Annotated in this window: 12 protein-coding genes; 7 read left to right on the top strand and 5 right to left on the bottom strand. The window is 42.6% G+C overall.

The window, feature by feature from the left end:
* Positions 1-3: 3 nt before the first annotated feature.
* Positions 4-1,713: an NAD-dependent DNA ligase LigB gene (gene ligB, locus EL244_RS01585; RefSeq protein ID WP_230084825.1), complete on the bottom strand. Its 1,710-nt coding sequence runs from the start codon at positions 1,711-1,713 to the stop codon at positions 4-6.
* A 289-nt stretch (positions 1,714-2,002) separates the two neighbouring features.
* Between ligB and gmk the strand changes: the two genes are divergently transcribed.
* From gmk to recG, 5 genes are read left to right on the top strand one after another with little or no spacing between them, the layout of a single operon-like run.
* Positions 2,003-2,626, top strand: a complete 624-nt coding sequence (gene gmk / locus EL244_RS01580; RefSeq protein WP_006813768.1) for a guanylate kinase — start codon at positions 2,003-2,005, stop codon at positions 2,624-2,626.
* A 56-nt stretch (positions 2,627-2,682) separates the two neighbouring features.
* Complete coding sequence (rpoZ, locus tag EL244_RS01575; RefSeq protein WP_006813769.1) at positions 2,683-2,958, top strand: DNA-directed RNA polymerase subunit omega; 276 nt, start codon at positions 2,683-2,685, stop codon at positions 2,956-2,958.
* Positions 2,959-2,977: 19 nt separating this feature from the next.
* Complete coding sequence (gene spoT / locus EL244_RS01570) at positions 2,978-5,095, top strand: bifunctional GTP diphosphokinase/guanosine-3',5'-bis pyrophosphate 3'-pyrophosphohydrolase (protein ID WP_006813770.1); 2,118 nt, start codon at positions 2,978-2,980, stop codon at positions 5,093-5,095.
* A gap of 31 nt (positions 5,096-5,126) precedes the next feature.
* Positions 5,127-5,840, top strand: coding sequence for a tRNA (guanosine(18)-2'-O)-methyltransferase TrmH (gene trmH, locus EL244_RS01565; RefSeq protein ID WP_039854565.1), 714 nt, complete (start codon positions 5,127-5,129; stop codon positions 5,838-5,840).
* 9 nt (positions 5,841-5,849) lie between these two features.
* Positions 5,850-7,931: an ATP-dependent DNA helicase RecG gene (gene recG / locus EL244_RS01560; RefSeq protein WP_126458252.1), complete on the top strand. Its 2,082-nt coding sequence runs from the start codon at positions 5,850-5,852 to the stop codon at positions 7,929-7,931.
* Positions 7,932-8,031: 100 nt separating this feature from the next.
* Here recG and gltS read toward each other — a convergent pair whose 3' ends face one another.
* Positions 8,032-9,246, bottom strand: a complete 1,215-nt coding sequence (gltS, locus tag EL244_RS01555; protein WP_006813773.1) for a sodium/glutamate symporter — start codon at positions 9,244-9,246, stop codon at positions 8,032-8,034.
* 233 nt (positions 9,247-9,479) lie between these two features.
* On the opposite strand from gltS, the gene EL244_RS01550 reads away from it, so the two are divergent.
* Both EL244_RS01550 and EL244_RS01545 read left to right on the top strand, forming a co-directional pair.
* Positions 9,480-10,868: a uracil-xanthine permease family protein gene (locus EL244_RS01550; protein WP_126458249.1), complete on the top strand. Its 1,389-nt coding sequence runs from the start codon at positions 9,480-9,482 to the stop codon at positions 10,866-10,868.
* Positions 10,869-10,994: 126 nt separating this feature from the next.
* Positions 10,995-12,773 (top strand): AsmA family protein, encoded by a 1,779-nt coding sequence (locus EL244_RS01545; RefSeq protein WP_126458246.1) that lies wholly within the window; start codon positions 10,995-10,997, stop codon positions 12,771-12,773.
* Positions 12,774-12,833: 60 nt separating this feature from the next.
* On the opposite strand, the gene fabY is transcribed toward EL244_RS01545, so the two are convergent.
* Genes fabY through yihX form a run of 3 tightly spaced genes read right to left on the bottom strand, consistent with a single transcriptional unit; the run spans position 12,834 to position 14,892 of the window.
* Positions 12,834-13,757 (bottom strand): fatty acid biosynthesis protein FabY, encoded by a 924-nt coding sequence (gene fabY, locus EL244_RS01540; protein ID WP_126458243.1) that lies wholly within the window; start codon positions 13,755-13,757, stop codon positions 12,834-12,836.
* Between the two features lie 22 nt (positions 13,758-13,779).
* The gene (gene dtd, locus EL244_RS01535; protein WP_112835965.1) at positions 13,780-14,217 is read right to left on the bottom strand and encodes a D-aminoacyl-tRNA deacylase; all 438 of its coding nucleotides are present in this window, start codon (positions 14,215-14,217) and stop codon (positions 13,780-13,782) included.
* Between the two features lie 60 nt (positions 14,218-14,277).
* A complete protein-coding gene (yihX, locus tag EL244_RS01530; protein ID WP_006813778.1) occupies positions 14,278-14,892 on the bottom strand; it encodes a glucose-1-phosphatase in 615 nt (204 codons plus the stop codon).
* Positions 14,893-15,030 lie beyond the last annotated feature (138 nt).

Raw genomic sequence — 15,030 nt, 5'->3', positions numbered from 1 at the left:
GCATTAGTATCTCGATAAGCCATTAGCCTGAGCTAATGGCTTTTTTATTTCCTGTATAATCTGTAATGCTAACTTAATTTCCGTTACTTCAATCCAGTGCTTAAACTGCTGTTCACGCTTATCCGATAGCTTCAAGTACTTGACAATTGTTGGCTCATAGAGCATTGAAATCGTATCAATTTTTTTGATATCAGTATTACTCAATGGAATATCTAATCCCTTTAGCCATACGGCTAAAGGTTGGTCTGCAACTTTTTGCAATTGCTCAAGGTGTTTCAGGTTAGTTTTAGTTTTGGGTAGCTGCCCTTGCCAACTTGGTGATAACCATTCCAATAGCTGGGACAGTCCATAATCTTCAGCCCATTGTTGCCATGTTTTTTCACCAACCCCTTTTATTTCTAACTGCTTTCCTAACCACGTTAAACGGGCCACAAACTGGGGTAAACACTCAATAGAATAAGAGAAACAACTCCATCGATTAAATTGTTCTAATAACATAGTTTCAGGATAATCCCGATGGGCTACTCGCCAAATTACCTGTTCAACCTTCGGAATCCCATGCCCTGCAAGGGTTAACTGAATATGGTCACCAACTAAAAGATCCTTTTTCTTCCATGAGTTTAGAGAACCCAAATTCACATGACTCACCTGTTTAGCATCAAGAGTCACAGGCTTAATTGATGCCACAACGTTAACAATACCAGTACGCCCAACACCAAACTTTAAGCCTGTAATTTCACTAATAATATTTTGTAGTGGGTATTTCCATGCAATCGCCCAGCTATTTTGATTACTCTGCCAAGCAGCTGAAGGTGGCGTAGGAAAACTTTTTAAGACAATACCATCGGTTGCAAAGGGGAGAGGCGTTGAGAAGTAATCTTCTTGCCTTTGAATAATTTGCTCAATACTGGTGACTTGATGACTGTACCTTTTAGATAAATCAAACCCAATTTCTGATAGTCGACTAAGTTGAACTTCCTGTTGCAGGTCGCCATCGGGCCAAGCCCAGATAAAAATACCAATATTATCTTCTATTTTTTCTGGTAATTTCTTACGCATAAGCCATCCAGCGACTTTACTTCGGGCATTCAAGCCACCTAGCTGCTTCTGCACGTGATTATTCAATTTCCAAAAAAGTTCACCTTGCAAAATTACGCGCTGTTTTATGGGAATTACCTTCGGCAAGTCCAAGATAAAATCCGCTTTTTTGCGCCACTCTAGCCCTTCAACCCCATTACCTCGACTGATTAATGAAACTAATTGTCCATTGTCATATACCAAGCTAACCGCGACACCATCCACCTTCGGTTGTAACCAAATCTCTTTTCGCTTTGCTATCCAAGTCGTTATTTCATTTAAATTTTGTTTTTTTAGCCCCGTATGAGGCAGCGGATGCTTCACTAAAGGCGTTAGTATCGGGAGCGGTACCTGCGGTAGACTATCAGAAAGTGATAAGCAACGTTGACGCTGCTGCCACTTAGACAATAACTGATCATAGACTTCATCATTAATGGGACTAAAACCATCTACTAGATAGTTCTTATTCCACTCTTGGAGCTGATTGCCTAATCTTTGATGCTCATTTATTAGGTTATTTTGATTTGGTGAATCGCAATTATCTTTTGCTTGATAGTATTCCATGCCGTATGCAAGTGATGTCACCACTTGTAATAACATGAATATCCAAGAGCCTCTTGTTAAAATATAGTGCATCACGCGTCCTTGCTATTATTCCGTTCGTGGAAAAAGCATCCTGAGGCAAAATAATTAGGTGGTCAGTTGGATATGTCGTTAATTGCAAAACGTTTCGCAAAAAAAATGAGATATTCATTAAGTTAAATATATTTTCTGGAACGTGTTCACAATTTTTTCATGAGCAATATTTTTTTATTCACGATTCATGGTTTATTGATATCGCTGCACGTTGCCTTAAGTACGTGTATACTATGTGGGGTTTATCGCTATCTTTTATGTCTAACCCTCAATATTTCAAGAAATCATCATGATACAAGGCACGTTATATATTCTTTCTGCTCCAAGTGGCGCAGGTAAATCTAGTCTTATCCAAGCTCTGTTGAAAACACAACCGTTGTATGACACTCAAGTTTCAGTTTCTCATACAACAAGAGCAGCACGCCCTGGCGAAGTTCATGGTGAGCACTATTTTTTTGTTTCCGAAGCAGAATTCTTGCAGATGGTTGAGAATAATGATTTTTTAGAACATGCCTGTGTCTTTGGTAATTACTATGGCACCTCAAAACCTATTATTGAGGAAGTTTTAAAAAGCGGCGTAGATGTTTTTCTCGATATTGACTGGCAAGGCGCACAACAAATTCGTGCAAAAATGCCAGAGGCGCGTAGTATTTTTATACTTCCACCCTCAAAAGACGAACTCTATCGTCGGCTTCGTGGTCGCGGTCAAGATAGTGATGAAGTCATTGAAAAGCGCATGTCACAAGCTGTTGGTGAGATTGAACATTACAATGAATACGATTACGTCATTGTAAATGATGATTTCAACACTGCATTAAGCGATTTACAATCGATCATGCGAGCTGAGCGTCTGAAATTAGAACGCCAAATTCAGCGGCATGGTGCTTTAATCAGCAAATTACTAGCAGACTGAGAATAGTTTCAGTATCATATCAGGTCATTTTTTTATTTCTTTGGAGTAGCACACTTATGGCACGCGTAACTGTTCAAGACGCAGTAGAAAAAATTGGTAACCGCTTTGACCTCGTACTGGTTGCAGCACGTAGAGCTCGTCAATTACAAACTGGTGGTAAAGATCCTTTAGTTCCAGAAGAAAATGATAAGCATACGGTTATCGCGCTACGTGAAGTAGAAGAAGGTTTAATTAACGGTCACATTTTGGATGTGCGTGAACGCCAAGAACAGCAAGAGCAAGATGCTGCTGAAATGCAAGCAGTTTCTGCGATCGCTGAAGGTCGTCGCTAATTACTAAGGTGGGTCTGCCTTGTATCTGTTTGAAAGCCTAAATATCATAATTCAACAATACCTCCCTAAAGAGCAGGTTGAATTACTGAAAAAAGCCTATGTTGTCGCACGGGATGCCCATGAAGGACAGACCCGTTCAAGTGGTGAGCCTTATATTACTCACCCAGTTGCTGTTGCTGGTATTTTGGCTGAAATGCGTTTGGACCACGAAACACTGATGGCAGCGCTACTTCATGATGTGATTGAAGATACTCCAGCGACATTTCAAGATATCGAGCAACTGTTTGGAACTACCGTCGCCGGTCTGGTTGAAGGTGTCTCCAAACTCGATAAACTAAATTTTCGCGACAAGAAAGAAGCTCAAGCAGAAAACTTCCGCAAAATGATCATGGCGATGGTAAAAGACATCCGGGTCATTTTGATAAAGCTGGCAGACCGCACTCACAATATGCGCACGCTTGGGTCTTTAAGGCCCGATAAGCGTCGCCGCATAGCGCGAGAAACACTCGAAATCTATAGCCCTCTTGCGCACCGTTTAGGTATTCACCATATCAAAACCGAGCTAGAAGAGTTGGGTTTTGAAGCCTTGTACCCAAACCGTTATCGGGTTATCAAAGAGGTGGTTAAAGCCGCCCGCGGTAATCGTAAAGAAATGATTCAAAAAATCCTTTCTGAAATTGACGGTCGATTAACTGAAGCCGGTGTTCCCTGTACCGTTAGTGGTCGCGAAAAACACCTGTATTCCATTTATCGAAAAATGCATCTCAAAGAGCAGCGATTCCATTCGATCATGGATATTTATGCTTTCAGAGTTATCGTTGAAGACGTCGATACTTGCTATCGTGTTTTAGGTCAGATGCATAGCCTATACAAACCGCGCCCAGGTCGAATTAAAGACTATATTGCCATTCCAAAAGCTAACGGATACCAATCTCTGCACACCTCATTAATTGGCCCTCACGGGGTGCCTGTTGAGGTACAAATTCGTACAGAAGATATGGACCAAATGGCAGAAATGGGCGTTGCGGCACATTGGGCATATAAAGAGCAAGGTGAACAGGGAACCACTGCACAAGTGAAGGCTCAACGCTGGATGCAAAGTTTGCTTGAACTTCAGCAAAGTGCGGGTAGCTCCTTTGAATTTATCGAAAGCGTAAAGTCAGACCTATTTCCTGATGAAATTTACGTTTTCACCCCTGAAGGGCGTATCGTTGAATTGCCAACCGGAGCTACGCCTGTAGACTTCGCTTATGCAGTTCACACTGATATTGGTCATGCCTGCGTCGGGGCTCGAGTCGATCGCCAACCTTATCCTCTGTCCCAATCGCTCTCCAGTGGTCAAACCGTAGAAATTATTACCGCACCGGGAGCAAGACCGAATGCAGCTTGGCTAAACTTTGTCGTCAGCTCAAAAGCTCGCGCAAAAATCCGCCAATTATTGAAGAATTTAAAACGCGAAGATTCTATTAACTTAGGTCGCCGCTTACTTAGCCACGCACTTGGTGCGGGTAACAAAATTACGGATATCCCACAAGCAAATCTCGACGCCGAATTGGCACGCATGAAACTCAATTCTCTCGATGATCTCCTTGCCGAAATTGGTTTAGGGAATGCAATGAGTGTCGTTGTCGCCCGTAACTTACAAAGCAATCCGCAAAGTGAACCTGAAGAACCTATCATCACAGAAAGTCATAATAAACTCTCTATCAAAGGTGCCGATGGCGTATTAATCACTTTTGCAAAATGCTGTCGCCCAATTCCGGGAGATCCTATTGTTGCGCATATTAGCCCAGGTAAAGGGCTAGTTATCCACCATGAATCTTGCCGTAATATTCGAGGTTATCAAAAAGAACCCGATAAATTTATGGCTGTAGAGTGGGATACAGACACGGATACTGACTTTATCGCTGAAATCAAAGTCGATATGATCAACCATCAAGGTGCTTTAGCTAACTTGACTGCGGCAATTAACGGCGCAAATTCGAGCATTCAAAGCATGAACACCGAGGAAAAAGATGGTCGTGTTTATTGCGCATTTATCCGTCTGTCGATTAAAAACCGTATTCAGCTCGCAAACGTTATGCGTAAAATCCGGATTATGCCGGACGTATTACGCGTCAGTCGTAACCGTAATTAATCGATATTATTAAAGATACTGAACTCTAACTATGAATGAACGCCGCTATCGCCGCATTTGCCAAATGATGGCGATGCGGCAGCCCGACCTCACACTCTGCCTCGAAGAAATTCATAAACCTCACAATGTCTCCGCTATTGTTCGGAGTGCAGACGCGATTGGTATCCATCAAATCCATGCAATTTGGCCGGATCAGCACGTTAAACTTTCTGTTTCTTCCGCCGCAGGGAGCAATAGCTGGGTTAAAGTGATTTCCCATTCATCGACTGAAGATGCTATTGCTCAAATCAAAGCACAAGGTATGCAGGTTCTTGCGACCAACCTATCAGAGCATGCCGTTGATTTTCGTGAAATTGATTATACTCGCCCAACCTGTATTATGATGGGACAAGAGAAAAAAGGCATATCTCAAAAAGCATTAGCGCTTGCAGATCAGCATATTATCATTCCTATGGCAGGCATGGTCCAGTCACTGAATGTATCTGTAGCATCCGCATTAATCATGTATGAAGCACAGCGCCAAAGGCAACTTGCTGGCATGTATAATCGCGAATATAGTCTATTATCTGAGCAAGAGCAGCAGGAGTGGCTTTTTGAGGGGGGGTATCCAGTATTAGCTGAAGTCTCCAAGCGTAAGAACCTTCCCCGACCATTTATCAATCAACAAGGTCAAATAGAAGCGGAAGATGCTTGGTGGATGCAAATGCAGTTAACTGAAAAAATGAAGAGAAAACAGCAAAGTTAAGGAACAATGATGAACCGTGGTCTACTTAATACCATTTCACTGACTTCATTACATGGCATCGGAGCTAGCCAGTCAGAAAAAATGAGTAAAATCGGTTTGAACACTGTTCAGGACCTACTACTGCATTTTCCTCTTCGTTATGAAGATCATACCCGTTTATACCAGATAAAAGACCTGCTTCCGGGGACAACAGCGACAATCACGGGTGAGGTACTGCAAACCAAAGTTGTCTTTGGGCGCAAAAGAATGATGACTTGTTTAATCAGTGATGGAACAGGAAATTTAACGCTGCGCTTTTTTAATTTCTCCGCCGCCATGAAAAATAGCTTAGCTGAAGGCCGTCAGGTCACTGCTTACGGCGAGATTCGTCGGGGAAATACGGGGCCTGAAATTATTCACCCAGAATACAAAGTATCTCAGGATACTGACAATATTACACTGCAAGAAAATTTAACGCCTGTTTACCCAACGACTGAAGGGGTACGCCAAGCGACGTTGAGAAAAGTGATGGAACAAGCTTTGGCGATGCTCGATAATGGCAATATCCAAGAGCTTCTTCCTGAAGAGCTAAATCGTGGTTTAATTAGCCTGCCCGACGCTATCCGTTTATTACATAATCCCCCACCAGACGTTGAATTAGGTGAATTAGAAAAAGGTCACCATCCAGCGCAAAAACGCTTAGTCCTCGAAGAGTTACTCGCTCACCATTTAAGTATGCTCGCGATTAGAGCAGGTAATGAACGACTATATGCAGAGCCACTCGTTCCAACCGGAAAATTAAAATCACCTTTCTTAGATAATTTGCCATTCTCTCCGACCAATGCTCAGAATCGAGTTGTGGCAGAAATAGAAAAAGATTTGCATAGAGACACACCGATGATGCGGCTGATCCAAGGTGATGTTGGCTCAGGGAAAACCCTTGTTGCTGCCCTCGCGGCTATCTGCGCTATTGAAAATGGTAAACAAGTTGCCCTGATGGCTCCTACCGAAATTCTAGCAGAACAACATGCCAATACCTTTAAACAGTGGCTCGAACCTTTAGGCATTAAAGTAGGCTGGCTTGCTGGAAAGCAAAAAGGGAAAGCGCGTCAGCAACAGCAAGAATCCATTGCCGATGGCGAAGTAATGATGGTCGTTGGTACCCACGCAATTTTCCAAGAACAAGTTAGTTTTCACTCTTTAGGGTTAGTTATCATCGATGAGCAGCATCGCTTTGGTGTCCATCAGCGGCTCGCTCTGCGTGAGAAAGGTGAGCAGCAAGGGAATCACCCTCATCAACTAATAATGACCGCCACGCCGATTCCACGGACTCTGGCGATGACTGCCTATGCCGACCTTGATACATCGATTATTGATGAACTCCCTCCTGGGCGAACACCGGTAACAACCGTTGCAATCCCAGATACCAGACGCAATGATATTGTTGAGCGAGTGCGACAGGCGTGCTTAGATGAAGGTCGCCAAGCTTATTGGGTCTGTACTTTGATTGAAGATTCGGAAGTTCTTGAGGCCCAAGCTGCTCAAGTGACAAGTGAAGAATTAGCACTCGCGCTACCTGAGCTAAAAGTCGGTTTAGTACATGGACGAATGAAACCCGCTGAAAAACAAAGCATCATGGCCGCATTTAAGAATAACGAAATCCAGTTACTCGTTGCTACCACGGTTATTGAAGTTGGTGTCGATGTCCCTAATGCTAGCTTAATGATCATTGATAATCCTGAACGTTTAGGATTGGCACAATTACATCAATTAAGAGGTCGTGTTGGTCGTGGCGCTATCGCTTCTCACTGTGTTTTACTCTATAAAACGCCGCTCACTCACACAGCTAAGCAACGTCTTCAAGTATTACGAGATAGCAACGATGGTTTTGTGATTGCACAAAAAGATTTAGAAATTCGTGGTCCCGGTGAATTATTGGGAACTCGGCAAACCGGAAATGCTGAATTCAAAGTGGCCGATTTACTCAGAGACCAATATATGTTGCCAGAAGTACAACGTTTGGCTCGTCATATTCAGCAAAATTACCCAGAGAATGCACAACTCATTATTGAACGTTGGCTTCCTGAACGCGAACAATATAGCCACGCTTAAAAACCTCTCCCTAGAAATGAAAATTGCCGTGAACACATCCATGTCCACGGCAATACCTGCTTCATTTATACATTTAGTTATAATGTTTTTTTATTGATGGTTACCCAGCAATTGTTGGAAATATAGGTAACCACAAGTAAAACTTAATCACCAACGCATTCACAATATCGATAAAGAATGCCCCCACCATTGGTACGACTAAGAATGCAAGATGAGACGGACCAAATTTGTCTGTCACTGCCTGCATGTTTGCAATCGCTGTTGGTGTTGCTCCCAAACCAAAACCACAATGTCCTGCGGCTAAAATAGCAGCATCATAGTTTTTGCCCATCACACGGAACGTCACGAAGATTGCATAACCCGCCATGACACATGCTTGTACCCCAAGAATTACTAACATTGGGATTGCCAAAGAGGCTAATTCCCATAGTTTTAAACTCATGAGAGCCATTGCAAGGAACAAGGATAAGCTTACGTTACCCATAACGGAAACTGCGCGATCAAATACGCGATAGAATCCAAGTACGGATAGACCATTACTTAAAATCACACCAACGAACAATACACATACAAACTTTGGCAGTGCGAATGCTGTACCAGCCAATAAGCCTGCAATATAGCTACCCGCAAGTAAACAGATCGCAATTAATGCAATAGTTTCAATCAATACCATGGAGTTAATCATACGGTTTGATTGCGGTTTTTCGAATGCGGAAGGGACATCTTTATCCTCATCCGCCGTTCCTGGCGTTGGAATATTACGAATTAAGAAACGTGCAACAGGACCACCTATCAGCCCTCCAAGCACTAAACCAAATGTTGCACAAGCCATCGCAACTTCAGTTGCACTCTTAAAGCCGTATTCATCGGTAAATATTTTACCCCATGCAGCGCCAGTACCATGCCCACCCGATAAGGTAATTGAACCAGCTAATAGTCCCATTAGCGGATCGAGACCTAAGAATGTAGCCAGTGCGATACCGACTGTATTTTGAACCAGTAATAGACCGACAACCACAAAAATGAAGATCATTAAGGCTTTACCGCCAGCTTTTAAACTCGCTAGGTTTGCGTTCAAGCCAATGGTTGCAAAGAACGCGAGCATCATCGGTTCTTGCAGTGATAAGTCGAAAGAGAGGCTCCAGTCAAATACTTGCTTAATGACCAAGAGGCTAAAAGCAACTAATAATCCCCCTGCAACGGGCTCAGGGATGGTGTACTTTTCGAGGAATGAAACCGATTTTACCAGTTTACGTCCGAGCAATAGCACAAGTGTGGCTGCGACCAGTGTGCCGTAGACATCGAGATGATACATTTATGTACCTCGTCTGTTGTTAATATTATTTAAAACTAATTAGACGTTATTTTTTTCCTTAAAACGCCAAAAGCAGGTGGTAGGATTAGAAAAAAAATTCGCGATAAATACAAGTTAAAACATATAAAAATGTGATGCTCCCAATTTAAAAGTAAATTAAAAAATTTAGCGCAAACGATTGCTTTTTATATTTATCTCTTTAAAATGCGCTTTTTGCTGGTGGAATTAGAGCAATGAACACAACGACATCTGAAGAACAAAGTGTTGAAAAAAAAGCACAAATTAAAAGTGAATTAATCTATCACCTTGAAGATAGACCCCCATTACCCCAAGCCATTTTTGCTGCTTGCCAACATTTATTAGCCATGTTTGTCGCCGTTATCACCCCTGGGATGTTAATTTGCCAAGCACTTGGGCTACCTGCGCACGATACTCAGCGTATTATCAGTATGTCATTGTTTGCATCCGGAATTGCCTCGCTGATTCAAATTAGAGCATGGGGTCCCGTTGGCTCTGGCTTACTTTCCATTCAAGGAACAAGCTTTAACTTTGTCGCCCCTTTAATTATGGGAGGAGTTGCCCTTCAGCAAGGAGGCGCAGATATTCCCACAATGATGGCTGCTTTATTTGGTACCCTAATGGTCGCGTCATTAACCGAAGTAATCCTTTCCCGTTTCCTACATTTAGCACGTAGAGTGATTACACCTTTGGTCTCTGGTGTTGTGGTAATGATTATCGGTTTATCACTCATTCAAGTGGGATTAACCTCGATAGGTGGGGGATACAGTGCCCTGAATAACAATACGTTTGGCGCCCTTGATAATCTGATGCTTGCGGGCATTGTGCTCGCAGTGATTATTCTGTTAACCAGCCAGAAAAACCCCTATCTCCGAGTCGCTTCTTTGGTTATCGCCATGGCGGTAGGCTATCTTGCAGCTTGGTGGATGGATATGCTACCAGCAGCACAAGCTAGCGATATCAACCAGTCAATGATTACCGTTCCTGAACCTTTTTATTATGGTTTATCATTTGATTGGAACTTACTCGTTCCCCTGATCTTAATTTTTATGGTGACTTCTTTAGAAACCATTGGTGATATTACCGCAACATCAGATGTATCAGAGCAACCGGTTCGTGGACCGCTGTATATGAAACGCATTAAGGGAGGTGTATTAGCAAATGGCTTGAACTCCCTTGTTTCCGCAATATTCAATACATTCCCTAACTCCTGTTTTGGTCAGAATAATGGTGTCATTCAGTTAACCGGTGTTGCTAGCCGTTATGTTGGCTACATTGTCGCCTTAATGTTGATATTGCTGGGACTGTTCCCCGCAGTGGCAGGTTTTGTGCAACAAATTCCTGAGCCTGTGCTCGGTGGTGCAACCATCGTCATGTTCGGAACTATCGCAGCTTCTGGTGTACGTATCGTTTCTCGTGAGCCATTAAACCGCCGCGCAATTATGATTATCGCCCTATCCCTTGCCGTTGGAATGGGTGTTTCTCAACAACCGCTGATCCTGCAATTTGCACCTGATTGGCTGAAAACATTATTCTCCTCCGGAATCGCGGCTGGTGGTTTAACCGCTATCGTTCTGAATCTAATTTTCCCTCACGAAAAATAATCATTCCTATTGCCGCCAGAGTTGAATACTCTGGCGGTTCTTCTGTATGCTATCCTTCAAATTGTCGATATCTTAGACAGATTAGTCATCTATGTTTTTATCTGATTTATGAGGGAGCAGACTACCGTGAGAAGGTTAATTCGATTTATTAGTTATATTTTTCTGCTTCTGTTGATCTTATTTGTTGCCACTTATATTGCACTGCAAACTCGTTGGGGAGCAGGTTATGCGAGTCAATTATTAAGTAAATTCACTGATTTCGATATTAATGTCGGCATTATGGGGCATCGATTTGCTGAACCGGGTAAATTTATTTTCCAAGATATAAAAATTGAGTCTCGCGACAAGCAGTTAGCGTTAAACGCGGATCAAATTGTCGTGGATATCAATTGGCTTAATATGATCAATGGTGAAGCCATCCAACGATTAACAATCACACAAGGGGAGCTTACAGCTCAGATTTCAGATACCAGCACTAATCTCCCTATCTCTGCTAAAGTTTTACAGTTTGAAAGTAGCAAAATTCAATTAACCCAAGGAAAAAACACCCTGCTGGTTGCTGGGTTTACCGGTGGTATCACGCCGTGGAAACCTACCGTCAACCATCCTTTTGGCTATGGTGACTTTCGTTTTACAACAGGAGAGTTGGCCATCAATTCCCTACCTTTTCGTAATGTCGCTATGACAGGAAAATTACAGGAACAAGTGACTGAGTTTAGCCAAGTCACCGGCTATCTCAATAATGGTTATATTTCCGGTAAAGGAAAAGTATTTGCTGACGGTAGCATTAATATTGATGGTCTCTCGATGAATAAAGTGGGATGGCAAAATAATCTCACTTTCGATGCGCTTTTCGAGGATATCAATAGTGACCGAACACTCCAGATTAAAGATTTGACGCTCACCGATGTGGATATTCAGGGACAAGATTGGGCACTATCGGGGCTAAGCACCGAAATCGATAAAATTAATGTCGTGAGAGGCAGCTGGAGCAACCCTAAAAGTAAAATCAATTTCAATGTCGACCAATTGGTTATTCATGATCAACAAGTAGATACACTCATCGGCGAATTAAATATTGATGGCGATAACCTTAATTTTGATAAGCTATCCGGCTACTATAATAAAGGTATTTTTAGCCTCAGTGGCGTGTGGCAGCGTAACAATAAATCCCTGACTATTACTGATGGGACACTCGCTGGAGCACTGTATACTTTACCTGAAGATTGGTTAACATTCTTTGCCCAGCCAGCACCCTCTTGGTTATCAGCGTTCACCATCGATAACTTTACAGTGACGCAGTCATTGCTGATGAATATTCAACCTGAGTTCTCTTTTGAATTTACAGCACTTAGCGGCACTATTCGCTATGTTGATCTCATCAAACAGAAACAGTGGGGAATTTGGAAAGGGCAAGCAACGTTCAACGCTGATAGCAGCACGATCAATCAAGTTATAGTCCGTCGCCCTTTACTCGAAATCGCCAGTAGCAATAATAGTGCTGCGGCTAGCCTCAGTGGTAGTACCACCCGCGGTATTGCCAGAGTCTCATTGCTCGTCAAGCAAGAGTATCAAAAAGCACCGTTTAACTTACGAGCGACAGGTACCAATATTGATTTAGGAGACTTAAATCAATGGGGCTGGTCAGGATTTTCACCTCAAATGTGGGGAGATTTTGATACGTCATTACAAGGGGATCTACTCGCAGATCCGCTTGCATACAGTATAAATGGTGAGTTAACGGCTAAACCACTTCAAGGCAGTGAAATTTATCGTACGGTGGTTAATGGTAAAGTGACTCCCACAGTGGGAACATCTATGCTACCATCAGAGCAACAACTTGCACCTGACTCGCCAAATACTTACCCTATGGGTGGGCATATTCCCGCCATTATTAATCCGTAAAATGACAATAAAAAAGCAGGTTACCCCAAAAGTAAACCTGCTTTTTTATCCGCTATATCACTATCTATTTGTTGTCTCACCTGCGACGGGTAAAACCATATAAGTTCCGCTGAATACCGCACCAACTTGGCTATCAGCGTTACTGACGTGGACATCTAACTTCACCCTAGCCTTGCTCCCCCTCGCTAAGCGATCAAGGTCACCGCTGAGATGAGATAGATCAGCTACCGCAATTGGGCGGCCGCTGACAGGCTTACCATAGCGAATATTGGCATCTACTAAAATAATATCCCCACCAAGCTGATGTTCATGTAGCAATAACCAGATCATTCCCCAACCAGTTAGTGTGGCGAGAGAAAACTGGCTACCGGCAAAAATAGTGTTGTGTGGATTTTGGTTACCCGCTTCTGGCATCGTGGTGATAAAACGTTTTCCTGTGTACTGTTCTATACGTACACCCATTTTTTCACTGAGAGGGATATATTTATGCCAAGCTTGTTGCAACTCACCGCACCAGTCAGGTCGATGAAGAATCTGGTCTAAGGTTTCGATGGGTTTAATCATCAGGTAGTGGCGTACTGGTGCTTTTAATTCCCCGCTCACTTCTCCTCGAGTTTCAAAACCCATTTTGGCAAAGAAAGGAACGGCCTCCTCCCTAACACTCGAAACGATACGTTTAACGCCTTCTTGTCTTGCACTCGACTCCAGCGCCATGATAATCAGTTTCCCTAAGCCTTTACCTTGCATGACGGGGTTAACGGCAAGAAAACGGATTGAACCTTCATTATCAGCATTGATATACAACCGACCAATCGCCAAGATACGATTTTTCTCATCTACCACCATTTGGTGGTGGGCTGTAAGGTCATAGCCATCTTTTTCGGAACCAAGGGGTTGTTTAAATGGTTTTCTCAGCATTTCCCAGCGAAACTGGTAGTAGGCTGCAAATTCAATGTCATCTTTCGGTGTACGTAGATGGTACATGTTTCCCCCTTGGAAAAGTATTCTATACCTGTAGCCAGAAGGTTACTGGGCCATCATTGGTTAGGCTCACTTGCATATCAGCAGCAAAGATTCCCGTTTCAGTCACTGTGCCTTGTTGGCGGCTTTCCTGTACAAAGTACTGATATAATTGGTCAGCTTTTTCTGGTTCAGCGCCACCAGAGAAACTGGGTCTCATTCCTTTATTGGTTTCAGCTGCTAACGTAAATTGAGAAACAACGAGTAAGCTTCCACCCGCTTGTTTTACATTTAGGTTCATTTTCCCTTGCTCGTCACCAAAGATGCGGTATCCAAGCACTTTCTCACATAATCGTTTAGCTTTCTGCTCGTCATCATCTTTCTCAACACCAAGCAGAACCAAAAGACCAGAGCCAATTTGCCCCACTGTTTTTTTATCAACAACAACACTCGCGTGAGTAACTCTTTGGATTAATGCGATCATGGAAACTCTATATAAAAAAGATGGAGCAACATACGTTGTTGCTCCATGTTAGGAACGGGATTATTCAACTTCAGCACTAAAGTCGTAAGTACGGAAGTATTCAGGAACCGTGTCTTTATTTAACACATGTACGCTGGTAATACCTAGGGCTTGTGCTGCTTTTACGTTTTCTTCTACGTCGTCGAAGAAGACAGCGTCAGCGGCATCAAACTCTTCTGATTCCAGAACGTATTTGAAAATTTCTGGATCTGGCTTACGCATACCTAAATCTTGAGATAAATACAGGAAGTCAGAGGATGCTGCAATTTCTGGGTAGTGTTCTGGCCAATAATCTAAGTGCAGACGGTTAGTATTCGATAACACAACAACTCGGTGCCCTTGCTCACGCAAACGCTCCATAATATCGATAACTTCAGGTCTTAGTGAGATAAAAATTGAATGCCAGCCTTCAGCAAAATCTTCAAAACTTAGCGTAATACCCATCTCTTCACAGAGCATCTCCGCAAATTCGATATCTGAAATTTTGCCACATTCATGTAATTGGAAGATATTGCCAAAAGTAAACCGGGATTTGATTTCTGAACTTGGAGTACCACTCAGTTCTGACCATTTATCAAACACACGATCAAAGTCGATATCAATAATCACATTACCCATATCGAAGATATACAGCATAAATTGTCCTCTTTGTTATTCACTAAATTTACTTTAATCATTATTCAGGCAACTGAACAGCCCTAATTAGTGATTATTAGGGTTATTTTTTCAATTTATCGATTAAGCAAAATAGATCAATTGATTGCTTTCTGTGCC

Origin of the sequence: Providencia rustigianii (assembly GCF_900637755.1) — a bacterium.
Lineage (GTDB): Bacteria > Pseudomonadota > Gammaproteobacteria > Enterobacterales > Enterobacteriaceae > Providencia > Providencia rustigianii.
Note: the sequence above shows the minus strand (reverse complement) of the source record. Positions and strands in the feature narration are given on the sequence as shown.

What these genes read in the sequence shown, in the direction of transcription:
- recG (WP_126458252.1), top strand. Translation starts at nt 5,850, where the DNA reads ATGAACCGTGGTCTACTTAATACCATTTCACTGACTTCATTACATGGC.
- gmk (WP_006813768.1), top strand. Translation starts at nt 2,003, where the DNA reads ATGATACAAGGCACGTTATATATTCTTTCTGCTCCAAGTGGCGCAGGT.
- trmH (WP_039854565.1), top strand. Translation starts at nt 5,127, where the DNA reads ATGAATGAACGCCGCTATCGCCGCATTTGCCAAATGATGGCGATGCGG.
- dtd (WP_112835965.1), bottom strand. Translation starts at nt 14,217, where the DNA reads ATGATCGCATTAATCCAAAGAGTTACTCACGCGAGTGTTGTTGTTGAT.
- fabY (WP_126458243.1), bottom strand. Translation starts at nt 13,757, where the DNA reads ATGTACCATCTACGTACACCGAAAGATGACATTGAATTTGCAGCCTAC.
- yihX (WP_006813778.1), bottom strand. Translation starts at nt 14,892, where the DNA reads ATGCTGTATATCTTCGATATGGGTAATGTGATTATTGATATCGACTTT.
- ligB (WP_230084825.1), bottom strand. Translation starts at nt 1,713, where the DNA reads ATGCACTATATTTTAACAAGAGGCTCTTGGATATTCATGTTATTACAA.
- rpoZ (WP_006813769.1), top strand. Translation starts at nt 2,683, where the DNA reads ATGGCACGCGTAACTGTTCAAGACGCAGTAGAAAAAATTGGTAACCGC.
- EL244_RS01550 (WP_126458249.1), top strand. Translation starts at nt 9,480, where the DNA reads ATGAACACAACGACATCTGAAGAACAAAGTGTTGAAAAAAAAGCACAA.
- gltS (WP_006813773.1), bottom strand. Translation starts at nt 9,246, where the DNA reads ATGTATCATCTCGATGTCTACGGCACACTGGTCGCAGCCACACTTGTG.